General features: G+C 46.8%; 32 protein-coding genes. 16 read left to right on the forward strand and 16 right to left on the reverse strand.

What is annotated here, in order from left to right:
• Positions 1 to 75: 75 nt before the first annotated feature.
• Entirely contained in the window at positions 76 to 1,575 is a 1,500-nt protein-coding gene (locus tag QUB11_RS31230; RefSeq protein ID WP_445300846.1) for a metal ABC transporter substrate-binding protein, read from the reverse strand.
• 102 nt (positions 1,576 to 1,677) lie between these two features.
• On the opposite strand from QUB11_RS31230, the gene QUB11_RS02160 reads away from it, so the two are divergent.
• The 3 genes from QUB11_RS02160 (at position 1,678) to QUB11_RS02170 (ending at position 4,273) form a co-directional block, all read left to right on the forward strand.
• On the forward strand, positions 1,678 to 2,487 hold the full coding sequence (locus QUB11_RS02160) for a metal ABC transporter ATP-binding protein (RefSeq protein WP_333389560.1): 810 nt from the start codon (positions 1,678 to 1,680) through the stop codon (positions 2,485 to 2,487).
• Positions 2,488 to 2,627: 140 nt separating this feature from the next.
• Positions 2,628 to 3,524, forward strand: a complete 897-nt coding sequence (locus tag QUB11_RS02165) for a metal ABC transporter permease (RefSeq protein ID WP_333389562.1) — start codon at positions 2,628 to 2,630, stop codon at positions 3,522 to 3,524.
• A gap of 290 nt (positions 3,525 to 3,814) precedes the next feature.
• Positions 3,815 to 4,273, forward strand: coding sequence for a peroxiredoxin (locus tag QUB11_RS02170; protein ID WP_333203691.1), 459 nt, complete (start codon positions 3,815 to 3,817; stop codon positions 4,271 to 4,273).
• 129 nt (positions 4,274 to 4,402) lie between these two features.
• Here the strand turns inward: QUB11_RS02170 and QUB11_RS02175 are convergent, their stop codons facing one another.
• Both QUB11_RS02175 and hpf read right to left on the reverse strand, forming a co-directional pair.
• Positions 4,403 to 5,041: a Uma2 family endonuclease gene (locus tag QUB11_RS02175; RefSeq protein ID WP_333203689.1), complete on the reverse strand. Its 639-nt coding sequence runs from the start codon at positions 5,039 to 5,041 to the stop codon at positions 4,403 to 4,405.
• Between the two features lie 174 nt (positions 5,042 to 5,215).
• On the reverse strand, positions 5,216 to 5,869 hold the full coding sequence (gene hpf, locus QUB11_RS02180) for a ribosome hibernation-promoting factor, HPF/YfiA family (RefSeq protein WP_333203687.1): 654 nt from the start codon (positions 5,867 to 5,869) through the stop codon (positions 5,216 to 5,218).
• A gap of 151 nt (positions 5,870 to 6,020) precedes the next feature.
• Between hpf and lipB the strand changes: the two genes are divergently transcribed.
• Positions 6,021 to 6,704 carry a lipoyl(octanoyl) transferase LipB gene (gene lipB, locus QUB11_RS02185; RefSeq protein ID WP_333389564.1) on the forward strand — a complete coding sequence of 228 codons (684 nt, stop codon included), beginning with the start codon at positions 6,021 to 6,023 and terminating at the stop codon, positions 6,702 to 6,704.
• 63 nt (positions 6,705 to 6,767) lie between these two features.
• Here lipB and QUB11_RS02190 read toward each other — a convergent pair whose 3' ends face one another.
• Positions 6,768 to 6,992 carry a helix-turn-helix domain-containing protein gene (locus tag QUB11_RS02190; RefSeq protein ID WP_333053918.1) on the reverse strand — a complete coding sequence of 75 codons (225 nt, stop codon included), beginning with the start codon at positions 6,990 to 6,992 and terminating at the stop codon, positions 6,768 to 6,770.
• Positions 6,993 to 7,213: 221 nt separating this feature from the next.
• Here QUB11_RS02190 and QUB11_RS02195 point away from each other — a divergent pair, with 221 nt between their 5' ends.
• Both QUB11_RS02195 and QUB11_RS02200 read left to right on the forward strand, forming a co-directional pair.
• The gene (locus QUB11_RS02195) at positions 7,214 to 7,447 is read left to right on the forward strand and encodes a hypothetical protein (RefSeq protein ID WP_333389566.1); all 234 of its coding nucleotides are present in this window, start codon (positions 7,214 to 7,216) and stop codon (positions 7,445 to 7,447) included.
• 462 nt (positions 7,448 to 7,909) lie between these two features.
• Complete coding sequence (locus QUB11_RS02200) at positions 7,910 to 8,254, forward strand: hypothetical protein (protein WP_333389568.1); 345 nt, start codon at positions 7,910 to 7,912, stop codon at positions 8,252 to 8,254.
• 176 nt (positions 8,255 to 8,430) lie between these two features.
• Here QUB11_RS02200 and QUB11_RS02205 read toward each other — a convergent pair whose 3' ends face one another.
• Entirely contained in the window at positions 8,431 to 8,988 is a 558-nt protein-coding gene (locus QUB11_RS02205) for a single-stranded DNA-binding protein (RefSeq protein WP_333203682.1), read from the reverse strand.
• Between QUB11_RS02205 and QUB11_RS02210 the strand changes: the two genes are divergently transcribed.
• On the forward strand, positions 8,975 to 9,124 hold the full coding sequence (locus QUB11_RS02210) for a hypothetical protein (RefSeq protein WP_333389570.1): 150 nt from the start codon (positions 8,975 to 8,977) through the stop codon (positions 9,122 to 9,124). The genes QUB11_RS02205 and QUB11_RS02210 overlap by 14 nt on opposite strands.
• Before the next feature lie 86 nt (positions 9,125 to 9,210).
• Here the strand turns inward: QUB11_RS02210 and QUB11_RS02215 are convergent, their stop codons facing one another.
• Entirely contained in the window at positions 9,211 to 11,754 is a 2,544-nt protein-coding gene (locus tag QUB11_RS02215) for a mannose-1-phosphate guanyltransferase (protein ID WP_333389572.1), read from the reverse strand.
• Positions 11,755 to 12,325: 571 nt separating this feature from the next.
• On the opposite strand from QUB11_RS02215, the gene QUB11_RS02220 reads away from it, so the two are divergent.
• Positions 12,326 to 12,523: a hypothetical protein gene (locus QUB11_RS02220; protein WP_333109345.1), complete on the forward strand. Its 198-nt coding sequence runs from the start codon at positions 12,326 to 12,328 to the stop codon at positions 12,521 to 12,523.
• Between the two features lie 7 nt (positions 12,524 to 12,530).
• A complete protein-coding gene (locus QUB11_RS02225) occupies positions 12,531 to 13,268 on the forward strand; it encodes a class I SAM-dependent methyltransferase (protein WP_333203678.1) in 738 nt (245 codons plus the stop codon).
• Between the two features lie 260 nt (positions 13,269 to 13,528).
• Here the strand turns inward: QUB11_RS02225 and QUB11_RS02230 are convergent, their stop codons facing one another.
• Positions 13,529 to 15,256 (reverse strand): hypothetical protein, encoded by a 1,728-nt coding sequence (locus tag QUB11_RS02230; protein WP_333389574.1) that lies wholly within the window; start codon positions 15,254 to 15,256, stop codon positions 13,529 to 13,531.
• A 507-nt stretch (positions 15,257 to 15,763) separates the two neighbouring features.
• A complete protein-coding gene (locus QUB11_RS02235) occupies positions 15,764 to 16,243 on the reverse strand; it encodes an NUDIX domain-containing protein (protein WP_333053933.1) in 480 nt (159 codons plus the stop codon).
• Positions 16,244 to 16,395: 152 nt separating this feature from the next.
• Here QUB11_RS02235 and QUB11_RS02240 point away from each other — a divergent pair, with 152 nt between their 5' ends.
• Together QUB11_RS02240 and QUB11_RS02245 are read left to right on the forward strand one after the other, a co-directional pair.
• Positions 16,396 to 17,097 carry an alpha/beta fold hydrolase gene (locus QUB11_RS02240; RefSeq protein WP_333203674.1) on the forward strand — a complete coding sequence of 234 codons (702 nt, stop codon included), beginning with the start codon at positions 16,396 to 16,398 and terminating at the stop codon, positions 17,095 to 17,097.
• 101 nt (positions 17,098 to 17,198) lie between these two features.
• Positions 17,199 to 17,321, forward strand: a complete 123-nt coding sequence (locus QUB11_RS02245) for a hypothetical protein (RefSeq protein ID WP_333389576.1) — start codon at positions 17,199 to 17,201, stop codon at positions 17,319 to 17,321.
• Between the two features lie 38 nt (positions 17,322 to 17,359).
• Here QUB11_RS02245 and QUB11_RS02250 read toward each other — a convergent pair whose 3' ends face one another.
• Together QUB11_RS02250 and QUB11_RS02255 are read right to left on the reverse strand one after the other, a co-directional pair.
• Positions 17,360 to 17,620, reverse strand: coding sequence for a hypothetical protein (locus QUB11_RS02250; protein WP_333389578.1), 261 nt, complete (start codon positions 17,618 to 17,620; stop codon positions 17,360 to 17,362).
• Between the two features lie 25 nt (positions 17,621 to 17,645).
• Positions 17,646 to 17,963, reverse strand: a complete 318-nt coding sequence (locus tag QUB11_RS02255) for a flavoredoxin (protein WP_333389579.1) — start codon at positions 17,961 to 17,963, stop codon at positions 17,646 to 17,648.
• Between the two features lie 272 nt (positions 17,964 to 18,235).
• Here QUB11_RS02255 and QUB11_RS02260 point away from each other — a divergent pair, with 272 nt between their 5' ends.
• Together QUB11_RS02260 and QUB11_RS02265 are read left to right on the forward strand one after the other, a co-directional pair.
• On the forward strand, positions 18,236 to 18,652 hold the full coding sequence (locus QUB11_RS02260; protein WP_333389581.1) for a XisH family protein: 417 nt from the start codon (positions 18,236 to 18,238) through the stop codon (positions 18,650 to 18,652).
• Complete coding sequence (locus tag QUB11_RS02265; protein ID WP_333389583.1) at positions 18,640 to 18,975, forward strand: XisI protein; 336 nt, start codon at positions 18,640 to 18,642, stop codon at positions 18,973 to 18,975. Before QUB11_RS02260 ends, QUB11_RS02265 begins: the two co-directional genes overlap by 13 nt.
• Positions 18,976 to 18,977: 2 nt before the next feature.
• On the opposite strand, the gene QUB11_RS02270 is transcribed toward QUB11_RS02265, so the two are convergent.
• From QUB11_RS02270 to QUB11_RS02290, 5 genes are all read right to left on the reverse strand, one after another.
• Complete coding sequence (locus tag QUB11_RS02270) at positions 18,978 to 19,133, reverse strand: hypothetical protein (RefSeq protein ID WP_333389585.1); 156 nt, start codon at positions 19,131 to 19,133, stop codon at positions 18,978 to 18,980.
• A complete protein-coding gene (locus tag QUB11_RS02275) occupies positions 19,130 to 19,549 on the reverse strand; it encodes a hypothetical protein (protein ID WP_333143073.1) in 420 nt (139 codons plus the stop codon). Before QUB11_RS02275 ends, QUB11_RS02270 begins: the two co-directional genes overlap by 4 nt.
• Positions 19,542 to 19,802, reverse strand: a complete 261-nt coding sequence (locus QUB11_RS02280) for a hypothetical protein (protein WP_333203664.1) — start codon at positions 19,800 to 19,802, stop codon at positions 19,542 to 19,544. The genes QUB11_RS02275 and QUB11_RS02280 overlap by 8 nt, the downstream gene beginning before the upstream one ends.
• A gap of 222 nt (positions 19,803 to 20,024) precedes the next feature.
• Positions 20,025 to 20,375, reverse strand: coding sequence for a hypothetical protein (locus tag QUB11_RS02285; protein WP_333246884.1), 351 nt, complete (start codon positions 20,373 to 20,375; stop codon positions 20,025 to 20,027).
• 50 nt (positions 20,376 to 20,425) lie between these two features.
• Positions 20,426 to 20,908: a tetratricopeptide repeat protein gene (locus QUB11_RS02290; RefSeq protein WP_333389587.1), complete on the reverse strand. Its 483-nt coding sequence runs from the start codon at positions 20,906 to 20,908 to the stop codon at positions 20,426 to 20,428.
• A 197-nt stretch (positions 20,909 to 21,105) separates the two neighbouring features.
• Between QUB11_RS02290 and QUB11_RS02295 the strand changes: the two genes are divergently transcribed.
• The 3 genes from QUB11_RS02295 to QUB11_RS02305 all read left to right on the forward strand — a co-directional run bounded on the left by QUB11_RS02295 (position 21,106) and on the right by QUB11_RS02305 (position 23,306).
• Positions 21,106 to 22,488 carry an NB-ARC domain-containing protein gene (locus QUB11_RS02295; protein WP_333389588.1) on the forward strand — a complete coding sequence of 461 codons (1,383 nt, stop codon included), beginning with the start codon at positions 21,106 to 21,108 and terminating at the stop codon, positions 22,486 to 22,488.
• A 125-nt stretch (positions 22,489 to 22,613) separates the two neighbouring features.
• Entirely contained in the window at positions 22,614 to 22,955 is a 342-nt protein-coding gene (locus QUB11_RS02300) for a DUF433 domain-containing protein (RefSeq protein WP_333389591.1), read from the forward strand.
• Between the two features lie 3 nt (positions 22,956 to 22,958).
• Positions 22,959 to 23,306 carry a DUF5615 family PIN-like protein gene (locus tag QUB11_RS02305; protein ID WP_333389593.1) on the forward strand — a complete coding sequence of 116 codons (348 nt, stop codon included), beginning with the start codon at positions 22,959 to 22,961 and terminating at the stop codon, positions 23,304 to 23,306.
• Positions 23,307 to 23,498: 192 nt separating this feature from the next.
• Here QUB11_RS02305 and fba read toward each other — a convergent pair whose 3' ends face one another.
• Positions 23,499 to 24,575, reverse strand: a complete 1,077-nt coding sequence (gene fba / locus QUB11_RS02310) for a class II fructose-bisphosphate aldolase (protein ID WP_333151971.1) — start codon at positions 24,573 to 24,575, stop codon at positions 23,499 to 23,501.
• Between the last annotated feature and the right edge of the window lie 317 nt (positions 24,576 to 24,892).

Genomic DNA, 24,892 nt, shown 5'->3' on the forward strand with positions numbered 1-24,892 from the left:
GAAAGTGAGCTATGCCCTATGCCCTATGCCCTATGCACGTCGGGTACCTCATGTTACCGAGAAAGGCTATACTTACTACTTGCTAACTTCAAACGGCGTGTATTTCCCCCCCAAAGCTTCGACGATGGCGCGAGTATTAGCAGACATCATTTTCACATAAGAATCGCCCTCGCTTCCCGCCGCCCCAATCGAATCTGAATAAAGTTGCTGCGCCGCCAATTTCACCCCCGCTTCCTCCGCCACTGTTCTAATCAGTTGCGGGTTAATTGTTGTCTCGGCAAAAATAGCAGGAACTCCGGCAGCTTTCACCGATTCTACTAACTTCTGCACCGTTTGAGCGCTCGGTTGTTCCTCGGTACTAATCCCGATCAAACTGTTAGCCTCTCCCAATCCGTAGGCGCGGCTGTAATATTGAAAAGCATCGTGACTTGTGACTAATTTGCGCTGCTTTTCGGGGATAGTTTTAATCTCTTTTTCGATCCAACTATCCAAGCGTTTTAACTCTTCAGTAAGTTTCACAGCATTCTGCGTAAACTTCTCCCGATCTTCCGGCGATAGTTCGATTAGCGCATCCCGAATCGCTTCCACCATTTGAACTGCATTTTCCACATTTCCCCAAACGTGCGGATCGGGTACGGTATTGCCTTCTTTATTCAGTAGCAAAGGCTTGACAACTTCCCCCACTGCTAATTTCCGTGCCTTAATTCCGGCGGCATTCATCATCCTAATTAATCCCGGTTCCAAATTGTAACCGTTATATAAAATTAAGTTAGCTTGTTCTAAGGCTTGAGAATCTTTTGGCACCGGTTCGTAAACGTGAGGATCGGTTCCCGGCTGCAAAATTCCTGTTAGCTGAATTTCGCCTCCCGCTACTCGATCGGTCAAATCCTCAATAATTGTGCTCGTAGCAACTACCTTCGGTTTAGCATCTGCCTGTGGAGAGAGGCGATCGCCCTGAGTTTGAGCGCAACTAAATAAACCCACAGTCAAAATGCCGCAAGCAATAGTTCTAATCCAAAATGCCTTGGACTTGTCCCATCCAGGGGCGGCGGTTTCAATCCCCGACTCACGGCTAAACTCTCCTTTATCAAGTTGCTTCACAATTGCCGTCGGTTTTAACTCACATCTGACACCATTCTCAATTACTTGCTTAGGAACAGGCAAGATGCCTGTGCCACAGGAAAACTGATTCTTTGTGGAACGGGCATCTTGCCCGTTCTGGGCGGGCAGGATGCCCACCCCACAAGAAAACTGATTCTTTGTGGAACGGGCATCTTGCCTGTTCTGGGCGGGCAGGATGCCCACCCCACAAGAAAACTGATTCTTTGTGGAACGGGCATCTTGCCCGTTCTGGGCGGGCAGGATGCCCACCTCACAAGAAAACTCACTCTTTGTGGAACAGGCATCTTGCCCGTTCTGGGCGGGCAGGATGTCCACCCCACAAGAAAACTCACTCTTTGTGGAACAGGCATCTTGCCTGTTATTGAGAATTGTGGAAGATATGAGTTTTAACCGACTTGAGATTTTCGCCGCCAAACCTATGGTTTGAGGGGTTTCGAGCTTGCAGTGTCCCATTATCTACCTCTCGTGCGTTCCAGATTATTCCTATTTACCGATGATTTCATATTCTTTTCATTTTTACAGTAAACTTAATAAAAAGGAGATAGACTCACCACCATGAATACCGCCGCCTTCCCCAACGAGAATCCTTGGTCTAAAATGGTTTGCCACCTCAAAGACAGCGCTACCGACACTGAAATTATCGCTGTTAAGCACTTAGCAGTAAACTACCGCACGGTAGAGGCACTCAGAGATATCAATCTTTCCGTCAAACCGGGAAGGCTGACGGGTATTATTGGCCCCAACGGTGCCGGCAAAAGCACCCTAATCAAAGCAATGTTGGGCTTAATTCCCGCAGCTCGCGGCACTGTTACCTGGGGCGAAGAAGCGATCGCCGATCGACTCGAAACAGTAGCCTACGTGCCCCAGCGATCGCAAATTGACTGGAACTACCCCGCCACCGTTTGGGATGTCGTGATGATGGGAAGAGTCAGAAAAGCCGGATGGTTTCGCCGCTTTTCGGCAGCTAGTCGCCGCACCGCTGCCGATGCCTTAGAAAGAGTAGGCATGACTGCTTACAAAGACAGACCGATCGGGCAACTTTCCGGTGGACAGCAACAGCGAGTATTTCTAGCGAGAGCATTAGCCCAAGAAGCCGCTATTTTCTGCTTTGATGAGCCGTTTGTCGGCGTTGACCAAAAAACTCAAAATATCATTTTTGACATCTTCCACCAGCTATCTAATGCCGGAAAAATAGTCTTAGTAGTCAACCACGACTTAGGCGAATCAATCACCAATTTTGACGATTTAATTTTGCTAAATACAGAAGTGATTGCCGCTGGTTCCCGCCAAGAAGTGCTAACCCAAGAAAACCTTTACCGCGCCTACGGCGGACAAGTAATGTTTTTTGCCGGACAAGCCGCTTAATTAGCTAGCAGTCATTAATCTACGAGTTACGCTTTTGAACCCAGTTTCTTGGGTAATATTGGGTTTGGCAACGATCGATCTCCCCTTAAACCCGGTTGCTTTGGTTGTTAGTCATTAGTTAACTGTGATGTTATAATTTTATGCTACAAACCTTAATTGAGCCGTTGCAGTACGGATTCATGCAGCGATCGCTCATAATTGCCATTCTCGTCGGCATCGTCTGCGCGATCGTCGGCAGCTACCTAATGGTACAGCGGCTGGCCTTGCTCGGAGACGCCATCAGCCACTCGGTTTTGCCCGGATTGGCGATCGCATTTATCCTCGGAGCAAACATTTTTATCGGCGCTTTCATTGCCGGAGTTTTGAGTACAGTAATCATAGCTTGGATCAAAGCTCGATCGACAATCAAAGAAGACGCCGCAATGGGCATCGTATTTTCGGCATTCTTCGCCCTCGGCATCACCCTAATTACGATCGTCCAAAAAGACAACAAAATCGACCTCAACCACTTTCTTTTCGGCAACATCCTCGGCGTTACCCCCCAAGATGCGATCGACACAGCCGTCATAGTAGCCGTAGTCTTATTAGTTGTAGTATTCTTTTACAAAGAACTGCTATTTTACACATTCGATCCATTAGGAGCCCAAGCCACAGGTTTGCCAGTAAACCTCCTCAACTTCGGACTGATGGTACTCATCGCCCTCACAATAGTTGCCAGCCTCAAAGCCGTTGGCGTAGTGCTAGTCTTGTCCCTATTAATTACACCCGCAAGTACCGCCTATCTCCTAGTCACTCGCCTGCACCAAGTCATGATTTTAGGCGCAATAATTGGAGTTATTTCCAGCATTAGCGGAATGTATCTCAGCTACTTTTATAACTTGCCATCCGGGCCCGCAATAGTTTTAGTTGCATCGGGATTCTTTGTGCTATCATTACTGTTCAGTCCGACTCAAGGAATCCTCACCCAGCCCCGCACACACTCCGGTCAAATTCCTCCAATCTGGCGGGAATTAAAAAATTTAACTAAAGGCCGATAACAACTAACTTTGTGGTAAAGATTCAGCGCAGCCCCTCCCATTGTTAATCAGAATCTTCGTTAATCCCCGTGGATGTGCGGTTCAATAAAGCCTCTTCAATTAATCCCCGTAACTGCGAATCGTCGGCTGCATCCAGATTTTGTAAAAACGGTTTTTTTTAGCAGTGCGAGAAAGCAAAAATGGGATGATACCGAACCGGGCGATCGCAACTACGAACTATTGGTCACAAAAAACAGTACAATAACAAAAGTTAAAATTTCACGCCAACACATCTACTAAGTTAAAAAAACATGACAGTCAAAGTAGGAGACACCGCACCCGATTTTACCTTACCATCTCAAACTGGCACATCAGTCAGCCTCAAAGATTTTAAAGGTAAAAAAAACGTCATAGTCTACTTTTACCCCAAAGACGACACACCCGGATGCACCACCCAAGCTTGCGCTTTTCGAGATAGCTACGAAGTCTTCAAAGACGCAGGTGCAGAAGTCATAGGAATTAGCGAAGATTCGCAACAATCGCACCAACAATTTTCTGCAAAATATCAGCTACCCTTTACACTACTGAGCGATACTGGCAACAAAGTGCGGCAATTATACGGAGTTCCAGCTACCCTGTGGATTATGCCCGGTAGAGTAACTTATGTCATTGACAAAGAAGGCGTTGTCAAGCATATTTTTGACTCCATGTTAGACTTCAAAGCACACGTTGCAGAAGCACTCAAAACTTTGGAAGCTATTAAAAGTTAGGTGGATTTGCTTAAATATATTGTTGGTAGTGAGGACGAGAGTCCTCATGCCTCATTGTCTAAAAAACCATAAAAAACTAAATTCCTGATTGCGAACTAAAGGTTTTTAGTGAGAACGGAAATTCTCAGACTAGAGGTTTTCCCGTACCCAATTTTTAAAAGCTTGAATAGCGTGGGTTCTACCAGCAACTTGACTCTGCTGAGTGTACTGATTCACCAGTTGGACAATCGGGATATTGGGGAAAGTGGGACTCACATCAGACTCAATATATTGTTCGGCTTGCAAGACGTTGATTTGTAGCCCTCGCCGTGCGTATCGCCAAAGTTCCGGCACTCCTAGAATTTGATAATTATCCAACTGCGTGCGAGAGGTGAGATCAATTTCTATCGCTAAATCTGGGGGTGGATCAACACTCATATCGAGGCGATTTTTACCTATAACTGCTGCTTGATTTTGAATGTAAAAACAGGTATCCGGTTCTACAGCCTGACTCATGCGTTCATTTTTCAACGTTGTCGAACCTAATGACTCAAATGCTATTTGTCGTGTTTCCAACAAAATTTTTACCATGTCGCCAATAATTTCCTTGGCTTTTTCATGTTCGGGCAGAGGAACCATAATTTCTAACCGTCCGTTACTATAGGAAAGTCGGGAAGCACGACGTTCTCCCAATTCCGCCAAAATACTTTCAAATTGTTGCCAGTTAACATCCTCAACCAGTAATTGCTGACCCGGTTGAATCTTTAATTGTCTTAACTCCAATAGCATAATTGTTCATCCATTTTCTCTAGAAAATATCCGCAAAGTCCTGACTACGAATCATGATATTAAAAAACAAGAAAGGACTAAAGTCATTACTAAAAACTCGTGGTTCGTAGTAAGGACTTTAGTCCTTTTTTGCTAACGGCTTGCAGCCATTAACAATTAGCACTCAGCAATTATCTAGCTTTTTGCAACACTCGATTTTTCAGATGTAGCGCTTTCGGCAGTTTTGCCATTTTTGCTATTACCGTTACCGTTGCTGTGGCGGGGTTGGATAACTCCATAGCCACCGTGAGTCTTGCGTTCGTAGAGTACGTTAATTTCGCCTGTTTCCGAATTACGGAACATATAGAAATCGTGATCGATAATCTGCAATTGTTCCAAAGCTTCTTGCACAGTCATTGGAGGCATAGCAAAATACTTAGTCCGTACCACCTCAGCAGGAAGTTCGGGAGTTCGATCGCCAATCAGATCCGCTACTACAGGATGTTCTTCAACTACCGTAACCGTTTTGGCACTACTTTGGGTCTTGTTGTCGTGGCGTTTTTCCTTAAATTTCCGCAGTTGACGAGCTATCTTGTCGGCAACCAAATCTATGCTGGCATACAGGCTTTCCGTGCTTTCTTCAGCCCGAATCACGCTGCCGTTAGCATAAATTGTCACCTCAGCAGTCTGCTTAGGATTGATCCTGGGGTTACGAGCCACCGATAGATGTATGTCCACTTCTGTCGTCAAAGTTTGAAAATGGCTAACTGCCTTTTCCACCTTTTGATTGACGTACTCGCGAATCGCATCGGTGATTTCTATATTTTTACCCTGGATAACAAGCTTCATAGAGCTCCCTCCCTTCTGTAACTTCGGTATATTTTATACAGTAGCACTATGTATTCTCGAAAACACTTATCTTCCAAATCTTTTATTATATGTTGACAATTCTTGATTTAAGCTGGGCCAATATTCCGTAAAAATACTATTGATTTTTTGCATGGTTTCTCCTCTAATCCATCAACCACTAAATGCACAACCCTGCTTGCTCCTCGATTGGGGACTTGTGCCCTACTCCCAAGCTTGGGAAATCCAGCAAAAACTCGTGCAAGAACGGCGCGACAGGCCAGATTTGCCAGATGTCCTGATTTTGCTGGAACACCCGCCGGTCTACACTTTGGGACTGGGATCAAAGCTGGAATTTCTGAAATTTGACCCAAGTCAAACTGAGCCGGAACTTCACCGAGTTGAGCGGGGCGGCGAGGTGACTTACCACTGTCCGGGTCAATTGGTGGGCTATCCGATTTTAAATTTGCGCCGTCACCAACAAGATTTGCACTGGTATTTGCGGCAGTTGGAGGAAGTGCTGCTGGGGGTGCTGGAAGTTTGCGGGTTGAAGGGTTCGCGGGTTCCCGGTATGACTGGGGTTTGGGTGGATGGGTGCAAGGTAGGTGCGATCGGCATTAAAGTCAGCCGCTGGATTACGATGCACGGTTTTGCTTTAAATGTTTGTCCGGATCTCGCAGGCTTTGGGCAAATTGTACCTTGCGGCATTCCCGATCGACCTGTTGGCAGTTTAGAGCAGTTTATCCCCGGAATTGAGGTCGATCGAGTGCGATCGATCCTTGTCGCTGAGTTTGCTCGCGTTTTTGCAGTGGAAATTGTGCGATTCCCTACGGGATAGCTTCGCTTCACGAATGTGTAGTGTGCGTCGCTGTCAACCCTACTCCTAACCGCAGTCGGTTTTTTAAGTGCGATCGGGCTGGTCTTCCTCATACACCATTAAATCGCCCGGTTGGCAGTTTAGTGCTTTGCACAGAGCATTGAGAGTGGATTCGTCAATTCTCGTGAGGCGACGGCGGGTTTTGAGTCTCGAAAACGAAGTTGGGTGCATTCCCACCAAAGCAGCCAACTCTTTATTGCTGATATTTCGCTCGGCCATTACAACTGCCAATTTCCAACGGATGACCACTGTTGATGCTCAATTAATAGCCTGGACTTTGCAAGCTGATGTTACCATCCCGCAACCTTCACTCTCCTTTAATTAACCGCTACGGTAAATTATTTGATCTTGGCAGTTGACTAAATTCAGAAAATGAACTATGCTGAGGATGTACAAACGGAAAAGCGATCGCCCCTTGGCCTCGAAAACTCAAGGGCGATCGCTATCCGACTATTGTCTAGTTAAAACTCATGATATCACAGCCAAAGTCAGTTCCTGAACTCCTGCGCGAAGAAATTCCCGACGCACCCATCGGAAAGCAACCGATCCGATTGTTGATTTGCGGGATTCCCAAAGGAGTGGAAAGCATCATCAATTTACTTCACGTCTTGGGTTTTGCAGAAGTTGGGGAATGGAGTCCGCCTTTACCATCCCCGAACGCAGGTGAAATAATGCGGATTTTAACCCGTTACTGGAAAGAGTAATTTTTCAGGGCGATCGCCCTTTCTTGAGCCAAGTGCGATCGCTCTTAAATTATCAAAAACATCAGGCTTAATTCTCTACCCAATCACTTAAAAACTCAACCGTAAGGATGCTAAATATCGAATCGAATTAACGCGGCCGTGTTTGCGAGACTTGGGGGTATTAGAGAGAGCATTTAAACGGTCTGTACTTAGGAGCGCGAATTAAATAACTTACAATTTTAATTGTTATTGTGGGATGGGCGTCCCGCCCGTCCCACTTTCAAGAGTGGAAGTTATTTAATTCTCATTCCTTACTGATTCAAGAATTGAGAGAATTGGTGCTATGATGCGCGATCGCGGGCTTCTCTAACCTTAGAGAGAAGCAAGACCGATGCAGAAATACGTCCTAAGAGTTTTGCGATCCCCCCTAGCATCAAGTAAGATTCTTGTTAATTATTGCGCTTTGCTCAGGAGAAAAAATTTATGCCAGATATGTCCGGTCAAGACCCCTCGGAAATTAAAATGGCGACGGTTGATGAAGAAGAAAAAGGCGCAACGTTTAGCGGTACGGTCATCCTTGCTATCGATGTCGAGGCTGGGGAGGTCGTTTTCTTCAAAGACTTTTTGATTGAAGATTATAAAGGCGAACTTACCGCTTCTCTGGCAACAGATGGCAATATAACGAAAAGCATTGATTTAGGCGAACTTAAGCATAAGAGCGGCAGCTTTAAGATGCCAATTCCGCTGGGGACGGATACATCGCCCTACAATACCGTCGTGCTGCGCGACGAAAAAAGCAAGAAAAAAGTTGTGACAATCGAGCTGTAAAATTTGCAATTAGAGCTCGTAGTTGAGCCAAATTCGTTAGCCCAGCCCTCGAACAGGATCGCCCTTTTTTTCCTGAAGTACGCGCGTGCGAAGCTATCCCGTAGGGAATCGCTCTTAAATTAAGGTGCGTCACTTTCGATCGAACAGTTCAGTTGTAAAGTGATGCACCCTAATTTTTAAAATGGAATCGGATCGTAATCGGGATTGTCAGCTTCGTTAGACGAACCCGACTGGCGATCGGACTCAGAATTTGAAGACTGATGCGAGTTCCAATCCGAACTAGACGTGCGGTTAGCGCCGCTTGGAGCGCTGTTAGAACTGCGGTTACGCGAGCCTAAAGGTACTACATTGCTCGGCACATTAGCCGGGGCGCTGTCGCGAATTTGAGCCGGTTCGGGGGCGGTTCTAGTTGGGGCAGCCGAACTCATTGCATCGGCGCCGACACTGTAAATCCTTTGAGCTGTCAGTTCGGCGCGCTTTTCTTTGATACCATCTATTTCGATCGTATTCATGCCCAGCCGACCTTCAATAATCACGCGATCGCCCTCGCGATATTTATCGTGAATTTCTTGAGCCAAATTGCCCCATCCTATCACCTTCAAACGTTCGGGCGGATCTTCAGGTTTTGGGCCGGGAAACTGCACCAGCATTTCAGCGATTGGAACTTGATTTTCAGGAGTATAACGGAGTTGCGGTTGTTGAGTTATTTCCGCCATCAAAATGCAGCTATTCATCGGTTATCTGTGCGTAATTGGGAATTGGGAATTGGGCAAACAGGGCATCGGGAATTGGGCATCGGGAATTGGGAATTGGCCCGCGCAGGGAATTCGGGATTGGGAATTGGGCATGAACTTTCAAGTAAAAAGGTAAAACTTAAAATAACGCATTTTATTTTTTTACTTTTGCATTACCAATTCCCCATTGCCAATGCCCAATGCCCAATGCCCAATTCCCGATTACACGTTACCAAATTTATCTTGGAGAACTGCCGCCTCGGCTTGACTGACAAAATCGTGAACGAGGGCGCGGTACTCCTTCAACGTTTCAGATACCCAATCTCGATCCTCACTGTTGGCGAAGATATGAACGGTCGGTTCACTAGCATCGGGTAAAACTAATACCCAATTGTCGTCGCTGTAGTTAAAAATCTTCACTCCATCTAATAATTCTAAACGATCGGGCGAATGAGTTTCTACTAAATGTCGCATCAGCGAACCCTTGATAGTCCAAGGACAGCGGACGCTGTAACTGCGGTGGGTGATGCGGGGAAGTTCCGCCTTGATCTGTCCGAGCGATCGCTCCTGAATCGTCATCATTTCTATCACTTTAGCAATGCAGAACATTCCGTCAAATCCGGGATGCAACTGCGGGAAAATAAAACCCATAAGGCCGCTGCCGCCCAAAACCACATTCGGGTTCCTGTTAGCGGCTTCCATCAAAGCAGTTGGGTTCGCCTTCGTGCGGATTACCTTGCTTTGATAGCGTCGGGCGATCGCCTCCACCGCAGAAGACGCATGCACCGGCACTACTACTGTACCTTTGGGATGAGAAGTCAGCATCAAATTTACCATCAACGCCGTCAGCATTTCCCCACGAATCGCTATCCCAGACTCATCTACCAAAATGAGCTGTTCGCCGTTAGCCGATACCTGCACTCCAAAATTAGCGCTGAGTGCTTTCACCACCCGGCCGAGTTGGTCGAGCAAATATTCCCGTTCCCCGTTGCTTAGAGAAGTCTGCTTGAGACTAGCATTGAGAACCACCGCATCGCAGCCGAACTTGGCAAGCATTTGGGGCAGAATTGCTCCTGAAACCGCGTAAACGTAATCGATTACCACCTTAGTATTGCTGTAGCGTATTGCCTCAACATTCATCTGGCGCTCAAAAATGCGGTTGTAAACATCGAGAGCTTGGTTAAAGTACGTCATCTCTCCAATTTCGGGAATTAGAGCTCGCCGCAAATCTTCCTTAAAATAAGCCCCCTCGATTTTTTTCTCAGCTCCTTTAGTAATATTGATGCCTTTGATATCGAAGAATTCAATTAAAATGTGGTCGGAGCGATCGGGCGAAATGCGAACGTGAATGCCGCCGGCAATTGATATCGTAGACGAAACCGTGCGCGCGATCGGAATTGCCGTCGATTCCAAATTGATCACATTAATACCCACCGACATCAAACCCGCAATCAAAGACCTCGAAACCATCCGCGAAATGCTCCGCTGGTCACGAGAAACCGATACCGCAGTCCCCGGTTTCAAAGTCGAGCCATAAGCCGCGCCCAATTTCACTGCAAATTCCGGGGTAACATCCACATTTGCCAGTCCTTGAACGCCACGCTGACCGAACAAATTCCGCTTAGCTTGTTCTCCCCAAATTAAATTTTGATTTAACAGAGCGCCGGATTCAATATTTTTGCTCGGCCAGACGCGCACGCTTGGCCCCACTTGTGCTTCTTCTCCCACGATGGACATTGAACCGACGACAGCACCTTCGAGGACGTGAGCGCGCCTGTCTACGCGGGTACTCCGGCAAATCACGCAGGCCCTAAGATGAGCGTCTTCGCCGACAATTGCTCCGTTCCAGACGATGGGACGTTTGAGGTTGGCATCGGCCCCGACTGTCACGTTATCTCCGATCACGGTACCGGCATCGAGTTTAACTCGGGCTCCAATTCGGCAATTGTTGCCGATCATGACCGGTACTTCGACGATCGCGCTATCGTCAATAAAAGTATTCTGACCTACCCAAAGTCCCGATCGAACTTCGTTGTAGTAGCTCAAATCGAGTTTGACCTTTCCCCGCAGCGCGTCGTACTGAGATTCCCGGTAAACATCTAGCTGGCCGACATCGCACCAGTAACCTTCGGCGATGTAGCCGTACATCGGCTCGTTTTTTTCCAGTAGCAGGGGAAACAAGTCTTTGGAGAAGTCGCACTCCTGATGTGTCGGCAGGTAATCCAAGACTTCGGGTTCTAAAATATAAATGCCGGTATTGATAGTATCGGAGAAAATTTCGCTGCTAGAAGGCTTTTCCAGAAAGCGGCTGATGCGGTAATTTTCCTCGGTAATCACGACCCCGAATTCCATCGGGTTGGGAACGCGAGTTAAAATTAACGTGGCTTTGGATTGCTGACTGCGGTGAAATTTGATCGCTGCGGTTAAGTCGAAGTCTGTGATGCTGTCGCCGCTGATGACCAGAAAAGTTCGATCGAGCAATTCAGCAATATTTTTGACGCAACCAGCCGTACCCAGCGGTTGGTCTTCCTCCACAGCGTAAGTCATTTGAACGCCAAACTCTGCCCCGTCAGTAAAATATTCGCGCATGACATCGGGAAGGTAGTGCAGCGTCGCAATAATTTCCGTGATCTGATGCCTTTTTAGCAAATTAATAATGTGTTCTGCGATCGGGCGATTCAGAATCGGCACCATCGGTTTGGGCAAATCGCACGTCAGGGGTCTGAGCCTCGTTCCCGATCCCCCAGCCATCAGCACTGCACGCATAAAATCCTCCTTGCTTAAAAAGCTCTCTACCGCTATTGTCCGCTAGAAAAAGTTTGCCTGCTGTAATTCGTCGGCCGCGAGCTATCAGTTCTTAGTTAATTATCTTCGAGTAGTGACACGTCTGGTAAATCCCGTTGGGCCAGGCCGTCCCCCAACAGCAACCGATTTCAACCGAATTAGAACTTGCGGCATCGCACCAATCCCCCGGTCGAGCTCGGATTTGTAGGGGATGTTGGGTAATACCAGTTAAAAAACAGAATGCAACTGTAGGCCCGTACTCGAAACCCTTATCTCATCAGTCATTCCCCATTCTTTAATTCTTCACTTATTCAATCTTATAAGTCCTCAGAACGATCGACTTTTACCAGAAGTCCCTTCTTGCTTGCTCGGTGAAAGCTATTTCGGGGGTGTTATTTTTAAGTTTGTGGCCAGCGGGGATTTTGCAGTCTCTTTCGGAAGGTGGAATTACTACAGCTATCGGTGTGCCTTGGCGTCTGATAAATGATAGATTAAGGGTAGCGATGCAGGCTCGCTGACTCAAAATCCAATCAGTCGCTTAGGGGGTTATTTGATGGAACCGTTAATTGGATTGGTGTTGCTAGCCGCTTACGGCGGCGGTATTTGGAAATTTTGGAATGGGTTCAATCGCACTAACTTCGATCGAAGTTTTACAAATCGCCTGAAGCTCTCCCTGCTCTGGCCCGCGTTAATTTTTAATAAGCCTTACCGCCAAAACTTTACAAAAGCTCTCAAAGCTTCTAAAAGGTAATTCAAGAATGTCTAAAAAGTCCGAACGCCCAGTAGCGGGTCAGGAGCAGACTTGGTTTGCTAAAGGCAAATCAGATAGCTGGCAAGTTTTACTATCGCAGGTTGCTGCCCGGTTCGATCGCGAATACCGAGGAGAAGCTTTCGCTTTACCCGAAGAAGTCGAAGCAATGCCGATTTTCCTAGAATCTGTTGCAGGAACTCTCCAAGCAAAAACAGTTTCTCCTTTCTGGAAAATTGCCAAACCTCAAAAAAATCAGCGCTGTTTAGACATTGGGTGCGGAGTCAGCTTTCTCATCTACCCTTGGCGGGAGTGGGAGGCCTATTTTTACGGTCAAGAAATCAGCAGCGCCGCGCGAGACGCCTTAAACGCTCGCGGCCCTCAGCTCAATTCTAAGCTGTTCAAAGGCGTAGAATGGGCCCCCGCTCACCAGTTAAATTACGAGGAGGCTCAGTTCGATTTATGCCTCGCTACAGGCTTTAGCTGTTACTATCCCATAGACTATTGGAGTATTGTGATGGGAGAAGTAAAGCGGGTACTAAAACCGGGCGGTCATTTTGTTTTTGATGTCCTCAACCCCAATGCTCCTTTAGCCGAAGATTGGGCAATTTTGGAAACTTATAGAGCCGGGGAAGTATTTTTAGAGACAATAGAAGATTGGGAAAAAATGATTAAAGCTGCTGGCGCTAAGGTAGTAAAAAAGCAAAGCGGCGACTTATTTCAAATGTATAAAGTTCAATACAATTGAGAGGTTAAGGGGAATAGGTAATTAGCTTTGTAGTCAAAACTTCAATCATCCAAAGCCTGGTCAGGCAGACGAAAAACTACTTTATTCTTAGTGGATAAAGTAGGGTGCCTTAGCAAGTTGAAATTAGTTGGATAAGCAACAAATATTCAAGCTGAGGCACCCTACTAACTACTAACTCACAATATTGAAGCAAGCAGATTGGATATTACCTATTCCCATATCCGATTGCCAATTACGGATGCCCAATTACGGATGCCCAATTAATTTTCCGTAGCAGCAGGAGATGGCGCAGCTTCCGGCGACACTTCCGGGGCCGGAGATGGCGACACTTCCGGGGCCGGAGAAGGCGCAGCTTCCGGCGAGGGTGACACTTCCGGGGCGGGAGAAGGCGCAGCTTCAGGCGAGGGCGACACTTCCGGGACAGGAGATGGCGCAGCTTCCGGCTGCGGGGACTCTTCGGCGGCGGGAGATGGTGCAGCTTCGGGCTGCGGGGACTCTTCGGCGGGTTGCGGTTGAGGAGAAGGCGACTGTTCCGCTGCTGGTTTCTGTTCAGGCGAGGGCGACGGTTGAGCCGTGGGCTTGGGTGCCGACGGCGACGGTTGGGCCCCTGGCTGCGGTTTGTTTGAGGGGGCCGGCGGCTTCTCAAACTGCGGCTTCACTTCTGTAGGCGCTGGGGAGGGCGGCTGGCCTGTTGGTCTGCTGGGCGCTGTCGGCGCGGGCGCGGGCTGCGGCTGGCCTGGTGGGTTGGGCCTGGTTGGGGTGAGAGGAATGCCACTACAAACTTTTTCGTCGTACTTAAACTCGACAGTCAGTTGGTAAAGCTTGTGCGTGCTGGCTGCTTCAAATGTTAGAGAAGGGCTAATAATCGCAATTTTAGCCGCATTATCGAGAATACCGTAACCCGTGGGGACGATCGGCTGTGGCTCGGCCTTGAGCAAGCCTTGAGGGCTGACAACTGCTCCAAAAACTGCTCTTCCTTGGAGTTTTTGTGAGCAAGCTGTTACGGGATAAGGGACAGGCACAGGAGTCGGGCCCGTCGTTTCCAAGTCAGGATAAGCCTTTTTAAATTTCTCAAACAAAGCAACATAGGTCTCTCCAGCCGCCAGCAGTGTCTCTCTGTCGGTGGGTAAGTTTGAACCCGGTTGGCCGGACTGTCCTAGCTGTCGCTGTCCCTCTTCAAATTGTTGTCTCCTGATTCTTTCTTCGGGAGTTTCTGCGATGAGATTCCTTTTATTGGGATCTTTTTGAGTCAATTTTGGTACTCCATCGGGTCCCACATTCCTGCCAATTGGGAATTCCGGGGTAAAGACTGGAGCTCCGTCTGGAAATAGTGGCAGTCCGCCTCTACTGGATATAATCCTTTTGAGCGCCTCTGCTTCGTCTTCCGAGCCGCCGCCGGGAAGCTGGGGCGCTTCTGTCAACGATGGTGGTGGCGGGATATTGCGATCGAAATTACCAGGTAAGGGCGGGAAAAGAAAACCGCTGGGAGGTACGGGTGGGACGAAAGTGGGTATTGGCTGGGAGGGGGCTCTGACTGTTGGGGATGGAGTTTTGGGAGGTGGCGGGGCTGTTGGGGCCGTGAAGGGCGGGAGAGGGGAAGGAGGGAGAGGGGAAAAGAATCCAGGAGGGGGCATTCCCGGCGGCATGGCGGGCAAGTTGATGGTATCAGGTGGGGGGGGCAAGGGCGGGGCTAACTTGGGCGCTGGCCGAAGGGGAACTGGTGCGATCGAAAATGGCGTAAATCGCGTATTAGACGGTTTCGGTGGTATGGTTTGTGGCAGGCGGCCGGCTTCTGCTGGAGTTAGTTCTACTAAGCCGACAGAACCGGGGATATTTTTTGAGGAATTTCCACCATAAAGTATGTTTGAGAGCGTTGGGGCGGTTGCTCCGAGGACTCCGTGCAGGCCCACAGAAGCTAGGGCTGCCCACCAAAAAGGCTGGCGCAGCGGTTCCGAAAGGGTGTTGGCTAGGGAGGAAGAGTCAGTCATTTAAATTTTAGATTTTAGATTTTAGATTTTAGATTGGGGGATTGCGAGATTGAGTGATTGGGGGATTGGTAATTTATATTGTTGTGGTTGTGATTGAGTGTAAATTCGTTTTAATGAGGAGAGGTTGGGAATTCAAAGGTATAATTTTAGCACGATCGCCCTCGAAGTTGCCCGATCGACCTTGATGAAAATTCATGGGCCCGAAACTGAACCAAATTTATTAAACACGATCGACAAGTTCGATGGATCGGCGTTTCCAATTCGGTTACGCCATCAAAAAACTGATCGAGTGGCTGTCAGCCCAGCCCGCAGTCCCTCGGTAGCCCCGCCCCAAAATGAGTACAAGCCCCCGACACTAGCGTCAGGGTCGATTCTACAAATTGTAAATTAAAGTTCCTGCTCCCTGATTCACTGCGCTGCAAGTAAATCTAAAATCGTAAGGGCGATCGCACTCACGCCGAAGTCTCAAATCGAAAATCCAAAATCCAAAATCCAAAATCTATGGATTCACCAGCGATAGCGGTAATTTTTAAAAGGAGCTCCCTCGATGGTGAGTAAGTCGATGGGATAAATTGGAGCGCCGCTGGCCATATATTGAAACATTTCTCGAACTTCCTCTCCCCGCAACGACAACTGGTCTAATTCCTTGAGAGAATACCAGCCCGCGCACAAAGTATGCTCATCCGGCTTACTCTTGGGCGGGGTCTTATCTTGTGGACGAGCCACAAAAATGACTCGGAGGCGCACATTACCCCTAGGCATCACTGTGTGCTCTACCCGGAGAATTCCCTCAACGATGATGGAAATGCCCGCTTCCTCAAAGGTATTACGCATAGCAGCTTCGAGCAAAGTCTCCCCTTTTTCCACTCGCCCTGCTGGGAGATACCACTGCTGCTCGTACTTGCGCTCTTGTACCAGTAGAAAACGGTCTTCTAAGTGAACGACAACTAGGGTAAAATACCATGTTTGAATCGGCTCGCGAGCCATAGAAGTAGATATTCCCTAAGCAAAAGGTTAAACGAGCGGCAGATGTTAGCAATCCAAAGGATGCTTTGGCAAGTGTCTTTTAACTTGAAAAACAGATCGTAGCACTCCGACCGCAAAATCTAAAATCTAAAATCTAAAATCTAAAATTGACCATGCCATTACCAACCGTGATTTTACCAGGATATTTTGCTGCTGCTTCCGACTATCGGGAATTAGAAAAGTCTCTGGTCGATCGAGGTTTCCCAACAGTAACAGTGCCTCTGGGCAAGGGAGATTGGTTGCCGACTTTTGGTGGGCGGTCGATGGTGCCAATTTTGCGACAGCTCGATCGCACGGTCAAACAAATGTTACAGCAATACGGCGTTCCCCAGATCAATCTCGTCGGTCATTCCGCCGGCGGCTGGATTTCTCGCATCTATTTGGGCGAAAAGCCTTACACGATTCACGGCGACGTGCTTGAGGACGCAGGTTTGTGGGAAGCTCACCCTTATGTGAATACTTTAATCACTTTAGGCACGCCGCACGTCTCTCAAGAGCGCTGGACGCGCAAAAATCTAGATTTTGTCAAAATTCATTATCCGGGGGCTTTTCACCCCCAGGTGCGCTACGTGTGCGCTGCTGGGAAGGCTGTTTTTGGCAAGCGCGGTTTTGGGACTTGGCTGGCTTACAAAAGTTATGAATTGACTGTGGGGAAAGGCGAAACTTGGGGAGATGGAATTACGCCGGTGGAAGCTGCTGTTTTGGACGGGGCCGAAAATCTGGTGTTGGAGGGGGTTTGGCATTCGCCTCGTTCTCCGGGGAAGTGGTACGGTTCGCCGGAGGTTTTGCCGGCTTGGATTGAGTATTTGCGTTAGAAACGAACCGCGAAGACGCAAAGGACGCGAAGGAAGAAGCAGAAGGTTTAAGGGAACGTACCAAAACCCCCCTCACCATCATCCATGAAGGGAAACCATTAGTGATTATCTATCCTGCCACTACCCAAACCCCACGCCCTGTGTTTGGCACAATGAAAGGAAGCGGTGAAATATTAGGAGATTTAATTGCTCCTGTCGCCGAACTATGGGAAGTTTTGGAATGAAACTTTTACTTGATACCCGCATTTAGCCAGCGATCGCACTAGACTGTTGCTTGAACAAGCATATCCTCTACTTGCCTAATTTGCTTCCAATCAATTACTGCAACCCAAAGACTTTCCTCTTCGGAATATTGCACTACGCCATCGACTTCTAACTCTTCGTCATACAATGCTAAAAATTTGCCATCTTCCAACTTAATATTTTGGTGACTCAAATCTTCAATCGTACCAACGCAATTTAGGCGAAGGCGACCTTGTTCATCCGCATTATGAAAATCTGCAAAGATTCTGGGATATTTCATATTTTTACTTTACTCAGGATGATTGTTAGGATGGATTAGGAATCGTTGGTGTCAGCAGCAGACTTGCTTGTTCTGGTGTTAAGCCAGTTAATGTTGCATGATTTGGGCTGCGGCCAGAAGTACGGATGACATCTCCATCGGACGATCGAACCTCGCCTACTGTCGTCACACCAACTTGTCCATGAGGGATTGTTGCTGCTAACTCTGCTACAGATAATCCTACTCCACATTCTACAGAAATTCCCGTGATGCCGCTGGGGTGAGTTGCCGTGCTGCGTTTAATATCTTCTGGGCGATTGCGACCGCCACGAACTACTAAGGCCTCGTTTGGAATTCTTTCCACAAGTGTAGGCTGTTTGATTTAAGTACGCGCTATACTTTAGCAGAAATGTTTGCCCATAGGGCGATCGATCTTTTGTTTAACTCAAGCATCGCACTCTGTACAATCATCGCAGTGTTTGGTATTTGGTGTGAGGGGCGATCGCACTCTCTTGGACAAGCCTTACGATAGCGATCTCGCACGCGATGTTTGATTTGGTGAGTCAACAACCTGAATTGCACTCACACATCTCAATTAATGCCAGTATAATTATAATTGTTTGTCATCAGGGCTTTATGTCAGCAAAGGATAAATTTCATGATGTTGTGAAGATTGCCTTGCAAAAGGATGGTTGGCAGATTACAGATGACCCACTTTCCATCAGTGTGGGTGGAGTTGATATGTTAATCGATCTGGGGGCGGAACGTCTGCTGGCAGCCGAACGGCAGGGCGAGAAAATTGCTGTAGAAATCAAGAGCTTTTTGAATACTTCAGCGATAACAGATTTTCATTTAGCCGTTGGACAATTTATCAACTACCGTACAGCACTCAAGTTTAAAGATCCCCAACGTCATCTATTTTTGGCAATTCCTTTGACGGCGTATAACGATTTCTTCAAGCGGGAATTTACAACCGCTGTTGTGGAAGATTACCAGTTAAAATTATTGGTTTATGACGTAGAAGAAGAGGTAATAGTTTTATGGAAAAAATAGAAAAGTATCGGGATTGTATCAAACAAATTCTCACGAAATATGCTGCCTACAAGCCTTCTTATGGAGAAGTGGATGTGCAAGTTGTTTTTGACACAGAACACAATCATTATCAAGTTGTTCGAGTGGGTTGGGATAACAAACAGCGAGTTTACGGTTGTCCTATACATCTCGATATTAAGGATGGCAAAATCTGGATTCAGCAGAATGGAACAGAAATCGATTTAGGGCAAGAGCTGGTTAATATAGGTGTGCCGAAGTCGGACATTGTGGTTGGGTTTCATCCACCTTATATGCGTCAGTTCACAGAATTTGCAGTGAGTTAAAACTAACGTTGATGCTTTTGGTTGCAGACATCGATCGCTCTTGATGCGTGATGGGGCGATCGGTCATCAGAAAAAGCAAACAGCGATCGCCCTTTCATTTTAGGCGATCGCTCATCAGAAACAAGAAAGGGCGATCGCATATTGCTTAAACAATTCATTTTTCTCTTGGGTAAAGCTCAAAAGCTAACTCGTGACGAAAAAAACAGACATTAAACTCCGAGAAAAAGTTGAGGTGTCCAAGGATTACAGGTGCATCTGTCGAACGAGTCCAAGCGAATGCCAGCAAGAGCGACGAAAACTGAGCAACTGTAGCCGAAAGCACCAATCCCCGCGCCTCACTGTGAGCCAAATTCCCACTCAATTGAATAGGAACGGTTTGCTGTTCCCATGTTGCCCCTAGTTGTAGACCAATCTGATAAGGCAAAACGTTGACACTTGCACCCGTATCCAACAATGCCATCACTTCTACGGAGTTGCTGCCGTTGGAGAGAGTGATTGGCAAATATGGCATGATACTCGATCGCCCAAGGCTATCAATTCGCTCTATAAATGGAAATCGCTGACTATTAAGCATGAGCTGATTCTTGGGCGGCAAGTAGAAGTTCTGATAATGCTTGAACTGATTCTCGATCGGCCTGTGGAGACCATACAACTGCACTCGTTGATGCTAGTTGATTCAAAAGTACATTTTCTGAATTAGTATCTTCAGCAGGTTCTAGGCTGCATCCTTGTTCCTTGGCAACTGCAAGTAGGAGAAAGTGAATGAGTCGCAGTTTATCTTGATGAGATAATTGATCGATGGTGGGTAAAAGCTCGCTGAGAGGCATATCGCTTGTTTAAGATTACATACATTTATTTTAGCCTTTAAACTCGTGTTTTAATGGCGATCTGCCTTTCTTTTGCTGGGGCGATTCCCTATGGGATAGCTACGCTTCACACCCTGCGTGCAACCATCGCACTTTGAAATGGTGAAAATGGCTCAGAGTGCCAGTGGAAAAAGAGGTTGAGTAACACGAGTGTCAACGGAATAGGCAAGATGGGCGATCGTGCTAGACTCCTTGTGGAAATTGCTCTGGATTGTTATCTCTCAGGGCTTCTCTTAGTTGAGATATGGTTTCTCTATTATGTGACTCCAAAATGATATTAACAACGAAGCTGTGATTCCGCACAACCTCCTTTTTTATTTCCATAACTCTTGCTTCAAAAGAGAAAGATTGGTTTTGTAATGTATCATCTGTTCTAACTCCTACCCTCCATTTCTCGATATGAACGACATCTCCTTGAGATAAATTGGGATCAAAAGTATAGGAATCGACTAGAAGTTCGCCTCCTTTTCCTTCATTTTCAAGGTTTGTAAGTAACCACAGCCTGTAAGAAATTTCACTAATTGGTTGACACATAATTACCACTTTCAGTATTTTTGAGATAGACAGCTTTCAGTCAACTCGATTCAGTTATGTGCTTCCTGAAAAGCTTGAAGTGCAAGCCTTTGTTGTTCTTCAGAAAGGTAATTGATTGATGTAAGCAGTGCAGTTTCTAGTAAGTCATCACCGTACACACTATGATTGACTCCTCCCACTATCGGATTAAAGGTGAACTGTCCCTTCTCGTATGCAGAAAGAAAACGACGATAGCTAGAAATAGCTCCTTGATAGTCACCAGTCTCAATGCTAGTGCTGCCTATAGAAAGGAAAGCTTTTCCATAGTCAGGAAACTTCTGGATAATTTCTTCATATTGCTTGATTGCATCCTGCAATCTTCCTAACCTCTTGAGAGTGCCAGCACGATTGTTGTAATACATTGGCTTATTACCATCGACTGCTATAGCTTGATCGTAGAGGTATAAAGCATCCTGAAACCTTCCCATTCTTGCATTTACATTTCCTTGGTAGTACAAGAGTTCTGCCTTAGCTACGCTCTCATAGCTTGTCATGGTAAACACCTTTATTTATGCTTTGTAGTTCTCCTAATTATCCTTATAAATTAAAACTTTGTCTAGTCAAAAAATGTTCTATTTTGCAGACAATTTTCTCCTGCTTTCATTTTGTCTTATCTAGTTTTGTACGAAAATGTACTAAAAAGCCGGAAATCTAAGCTACAATACACAAAACTCTCGCATCTCCCTGCCAGATGAATCTTAAAGAAATGTTAAATGTCGCCGATCGCATAGTTTTCGAGAAAACAGGTCAGCACCTTGACGATTTACAGGAAGCGGTACTGCGGGGAACTTTACAACGCGAGACATACAAAGAAATAGCAAAAGATTTTAACTGTTCTGAAAGTCGCATCAGGGAAATCGGATCGGAATTATGGCAGATACTTTCAGAAGAGTTTGGGGAAAAAGTCAGTAAATCGAATTTTCGCTCCACAATGGAGAGGTTGCAAAACTCTAATGTCGTAAACTTTGCACAAGATGTTGTAGTGAGCAGTATTTTCAACATTTGCGGACAAGCTAGACACCCACCAGAAGTACCAAACTCACAGCCACCAAATCAGGAAACAGCTAACCCAAAACAAACCAAAACTCTACATCAAGATTTAAGCGAAATGCCGGAGTTGGGTGATTTCTTCGATCGCACGCCCGAACTCCAAACCCTCACCACCTGGATTCTACAACAACACTGCCGCCTCATCACCCTCACCGGCATCAGCGGTATCGGCAAAACCACCCTAGCAGTACAACTCGTACAACAAATTAAAGACGAGTTTGAGTATGCAGTTTGGTATACTCTAGACGAATTCCCAACCCTAGAAAAATTTCAATCTAACCTAATACAGCTTTTTTCCCATTCCGAAAAACAAGATTCATCCCCAACAAACCAAAACCGCTTACCGCTGATTAAGTATTTACAAAACCATCGCTGTTTAATCGTCTTAGATGACGTTCACAACCTTTTCTGTTGCGGCGAATTGGCAGGAAAATATAAACCAGAATCCGAAGAATATCGCTCTTTATTCAAACAAATAGAAAAATTATCCCATCAAAGCTGCTTTCTGTTAATCGGTTGGGAACAACCCAGAGAAGTGACTCAAGTTAAAAGCCAAAATACTGCCATTCGTACATTACAACTCAAAGGTTTAGACATCGCCGCCGGACGGGAAATACTCAGAGATTATGGGTTAGAAGAAATCGACAACACTGAAACTCTCATTCATCGTTACCAAGGCAACCCCCTATGGTTAAAAAGCGTGGCGAATCTGATTCAAGACTTGGGTGGAGGCGTGACAGAGTTATTACCAAATGATACCATATTGTTGCCGGAAGATTTGAAAGATGTTTTACAGCAGCAGTTCGATCGCCTATCCGAACTAGAAAAACAAGTAATATCCTTGTTAGCGAAAGGAAGCCAGCCAATCAACCGGGCAAAATTGCTAGAAAATGACAGAATTCCGGCTTCAGATTTACCAAATGCGCTGCAATCTCTATCGCGGCGCTGCTTGATTGAACAACAAGCAAATTTTTACACGATTTCACCTGTACTGAGGCAATATGCGATCGCCCGTGCAGTGTAATTGATACAACCGTTGCTTGCATTCCCCGCCCTTCACCCAAATTACTAGGAGTGGCAATGGGCGATCGGGTAAATGGGGCGATCGGTTCGATAGAATGATCGGTAGTCGCAATTCCATTGTTTGCCATGACGCTAAAAGAATTAGAGCCTCAACTCCTGGCACTCTCTGACGACGAAAAAGCTCAAGTCGTTCAACTCCTATCTCAAGGTAAAATTACTCCTTGGCGCGGTATTGAAAAAACGCCTGATGTTTGTGGCGGGAGTGCCTGCATTGCTGGAACTCGCATCACCGTTTGGGGACTTGTAGAAGCTCGTCGCATTGGCTACAGCGAAGCTGATTTACTCACAAGCTATCTATCGCTATCTGCGACTGATATTGCTAACGCTTGGGCATACGCCGAAGCTTTCTCCGATGAAATTGAAACAGAAATTCGGGAAAACGATGAAGTGATGGACGAGGATTTGTAGCAGATGGCACGTCTCTATGCCGATGAGCAATATCCCTATCCTGTTGTAGAATTACTGAGAGCTTTAGGACATGATGTTTTGACTGTTCAAGAAGCAGGCAGAGCCAATCAGAAAATTCCTGACCCGGATGTTTTAGCTTTTGCTACTAGCGAAAAACGTGCCGTCCTTACCGAAAATCGTAAAGATTTCTTTCGGCTGCACCGCATACAGCCCCTTCATGCTGGCATTATCGCCTGTACGAACGATCGCAATTGGGAAGCGCTGGCTAACCGAATCCACACCGCGATCGTCGCCGCAGAACCTTTGGAAGGTAAACTGATTCGCGTTGTGCGCCCTGCTTTGTCACCGTAATACCCCGTTGATTCTTTAGTCTCTGAGAGAGGGACGAAAGTTTGTGTAGGATCTGTTTCAACCGCTGATCGAGGGAATAATCAACTACTGCTATACATAAAATCGCACAAACAAAAACCGGGCAACTTCAAAGCTACCCGGCAATCCTAACTTTAGACTTCAGACAAATCTAAAATCTAAAACCTAAAATTCTTAAACAGCTACAGCCTTCTTAGGAGCGCTCAATTCGCCCTTAGCATACTTAGCTGCAAAATCGTCCAAAGACACTTGCTTAATCTTTGTACCGTGACCGGCGCAACCGAAAGAATTATAGCGATCGCTACAAACCTTCTGCATATACTTGATCGACGGCTTCAAGAAGTGGCGGGGGTCAAACTCATCGGGCTTGGCGAACAAAGCTTCGCGCACCGCAGCGGTAATCGCCAAACGGTTGTCAGTATCGATATTGATCTTGCGAACACCGCACTTGATACCCTTTTGGATTTCTTCCACAGGTACGCCGTAGGTTTCGCGGATTTTGCCGCCGTTGCTGTTGATGATTTCCAGCAATTCTTGGGGCACAGAAGAAGAACCGTGCATCACCAAGTGAGTATTCGGCAAGCGGCGGTGAATTTCTTCAATGCGGCTGATTGCCAAAATTTCGCCAGTCGGCTTGCGAGTGAACTTGTAAGCGCCGTGAGAAGTGCCAATGGCGACTGCTAGAGCATCAACGCCGGTTTGCTCGACGAAATCAACAGCTTGTTCAGGATCTGTCAGCAACTGATCGTGAGAAAGCGCACCTTCAAAGCCGTGGCCGTCTTCTGCTTCGCCCATTCCTGTTTCCAGAGAACCCAAGCAACCCAGTTCGCCTTCAACGCTAACGCCGATCGAATGAGCAACATTCACCACATCGCGAGTAACTTGAACATTGTACTCGTAGCTAGCAGGAGTCTTAGCATCCGCTTCCAGAGAACCGTCCATCATCACGCTGGTGAAACCTTGGCGCATGGCAGAATAGCAAGTACCGGGGGCATTGCCGTGGTCTTGGTGCATGGAAATGGGAATGTGAGGATAGGTTTCAACTGCTGCCAAAATCAAGTGGCGCAGGAAATTTTCGCCAGCGTAGGAACGAGCGCCGCGAGAAGCTTGCAGAATCACAGGGCTGTTGGTTTCGTCAGCAGCGCGCATGATCGCTTGGATTTGCTCCATGTTGTTGACGTTGTAAGCCGGTAGGCCGTAACCATTTTCAGCCGCGTGGTCGAGCAGCAATCGCATAGGTACAAGCGCCATAGATATTCCTCCTAATTATTTGTGATTTTTGGGCAGTGAATTTTGGACAAGCTCAATTCTTAGGATAATAGTGAAATACCCAAACTAAACGGAATACCGTTATAGTTCGGGCTTCGTGTCTCGTTTGCCGTTGCTCTGTTGGGTATCTCATTACAGAGATTCGTCACTGAAGACGATCCGAGTCTGACACAGCATCTCTGGGCTTTTACACCCTTTATCCCTTCCTAGGGAACCCACGCAGAAACCCTGTTTCCCAAGGCAAAAAACTATTTCGTACAACAAACATGGATTATATTTCATAACAGGGCGTACCTTGT

Source organism: Microcoleus sp. B6-A1, from assembly GCF_036705085.1.
Lineage (GTDB): Bacteria > Cyanobacteriota > Cyanobacteriia > Cyanobacteriales > Microcoleaceae > Microcoleus.

What these genes read in the sequence shown, in the direction of transcription:
- QUB11_RS31230 (WP_445300846.1), bottom strand. Translation starts at nt 1,575, where the DNA reads ATGGGACACTGCAAGCTCGAAACCCCTCAAACCATAGGTTTGGCGGCG.
- QUB11_RS02160 (WP_333389560.1), top strand. Translation starts at nt 1,678, where the DNA reads ATGAATACCGCCGCCTTCCCCAACGAGAATCCTTGGTCTAAAATGGTT.
- QUB11_RS02165 (WP_333389562.1), top strand. Translation starts at nt 2,628, where the DNA reads ATGCTACAAACCTTAATTGAGCCGTTGCAGTACGGATTCATGCAGCGA.
- QUB11_RS02170 (WP_333203691.1), top strand. Translation starts at nt 3,815, where the DNA reads ATGACAGTCAAAGTAGGAGACACCGCACCCGATTTTACCTTACCATCT.
- QUB11_RS02175 (WP_333203689.1), bottom strand. Translation starts at nt 5,041, where the DNA reads ATGCTATTGGAGTTAAGACAATTAAAGATTCAACCGGGTCAGCAATTA.
- hpf (WP_333203687.1), bottom strand. Translation starts at nt 5,869, where the DNA reads ATGAAGCTTGTTATCCAGGGTAAAAATATAGAAATCACCGATGCGATT.
- lipB (WP_333389564.1), top strand. Translation starts at nt 6,021, where the DNA reads ATGGTTTCTCCTCTAATCCATCAACCACTAAATGCACAACCCTGCTTG.
- QUB11_RS02195 (WP_333389566.1), top strand. Translation starts at nt 7,214, where the DNA reads ATGATATCACAGCCAAAGTCAGTTCCTGAACTCCTGCGCGAAGAAATT.
- QUB11_RS02200 (WP_333389568.1), top strand. Translation starts at nt 7,910, where the DNA reads ATGCCAGATATGTCCGGTCAAGACCCCTCGGAAATTAAAATGGCGACG.
- QUB11_RS02210 (WP_333389570.1), top strand. Translation starts at nt 8,975, where the DNA reads ATGCAGCTATTCATCGGTTATCTGTGCGTAATTGGGAATTGGGAATTG.
- QUB11_RS02205 (WP_333203682.1), bottom strand. Translation starts at nt 8,988, where the DNA reads ATGAATAGCTGCATTTTGATGGCGGAAATAACTCAACAACCGCAACTC.
- QUB11_RS02215 (WP_333389572.1), bottom strand. Translation starts at nt 11,754, where the DNA reads ATGCGTGCAGTGCTGATGGCTGGGGGATCGGGAACGAGGCTCAGACCC.
- QUB11_RS02220 (WP_333109345.1), top strand. Translation starts at nt 12,326, where the DNA reads ATGGAACCGTTAATTGGATTGGTGTTGCTAGCCGCTTACGGCGGCGGT.
- QUB11_RS02225 (WP_333203678.1), top strand. Translation starts at nt 12,531, where the DNA reads ATGTCTAAAAAGTCCGAACGCCCAGTAGCGGGTCAGGAGCAGACTTGG.
- QUB11_RS02230 (WP_333389574.1), bottom strand. Translation starts at nt 15,256, where the DNA reads ATGACTGACTCTTCCTCCCTAGCCAACACCCTTTCGGAACCGCTGCGC.
- QUB11_RS02235 (WP_333053933.1), bottom strand. Translation starts at nt 16,243, where the DNA reads ATGGCTCGCGAGCCGATTCAAACATGGTATTTTACCCTAGTTGTCGTT.
- QUB11_RS02240 (WP_333203674.1), top strand. Translation starts at nt 16,396, where the DNA reads ATGCCATTACCAACCGTGATTTTACCAGGATATTTTGCTGCTGCTTCC.
- QUB11_RS02250 (WP_333389578.1), bottom strand. Translation starts at nt 17,620, where the DNA reads ATGAAATATCCCAGAATCTTTGCAGATTTTCATAATGCGGATGAACAA.
- QUB11_RS02260 (WP_333389581.1), top strand. Translation starts at nt 18,236, where the DNA reads ATGTCAGCAAAGGATAAATTTCATGATGTTGTGAAGATTGCCTTGCAA.
- QUB11_RS02265 (WP_333389583.1), top strand. Translation starts at nt 18,640, where the DNA reads ATGGAAAAAATAGAAAAGTATCGGGATTGTATCAAACAAATTCTCACG.
- QUB11_RS02270 (WP_333389585.1), bottom strand. Translation starts at nt 19,133, where the DNA reads ATGAATTGTTTAAGCAATATGCGATCGCCCTTTCTTGTTTCTGATGAG.
- QUB11_RS02275 (WP_333143073.1), bottom strand. Translation starts at nt 19,549, where the DNA reads ATGCTTAATAGTCAGCGATTTCCATTTATAGAGCGAATTGATAGCCTT.
- QUB11_RS02280 (WP_333203664.1), bottom strand. Translation starts at nt 19,802, where the DNA reads ATGCCTCTCAGCGAGCTTTTACCCACCATCGATCAATTATCTCATCAA.
- QUB11_RS02285 (WP_333246884.1), bottom strand. Translation starts at nt 20,375, where the DNA reads ATGTGTCAACCAATTAGTGAAATTTCTTACAGGCTGTGGTTACTTACA.
- QUB11_RS02290 (WP_333389587.1), bottom strand. Translation starts at nt 20,908, where the DNA reads ATGACAAGCTATGAGAGCGTAGCTAAGGCAGAACTCTTGTACTACCAA.
- QUB11_RS02295 (WP_333389588.1), top strand. Translation starts at nt 21,106, where the DNA reads ATGAATCTTAAAGAAATGTTAAATGTCGCCGATCGCATAGTTTTCGAG.
- QUB11_RS02300 (WP_333389591.1), top strand. Translation starts at nt 22,614, where the DNA reads ATGACGCTAAAAGAATTAGAGCCTCAACTCCTGGCACTCTCTGACGAC.
- QUB11_RS02305 (WP_333389593.1), top strand. Translation starts at nt 22,959, where the DNA reads ATGGCACGTCTCTATGCCGATGAGCAATATCCCTATCCTGTTGTAGAA.
- fba (WP_333151971.1), bottom strand. Translation starts at nt 24,575, where the DNA reads ATGGCGCTTGTACCTATGCGATTGCTGCTCGACCACGCGGCTGAAAAT.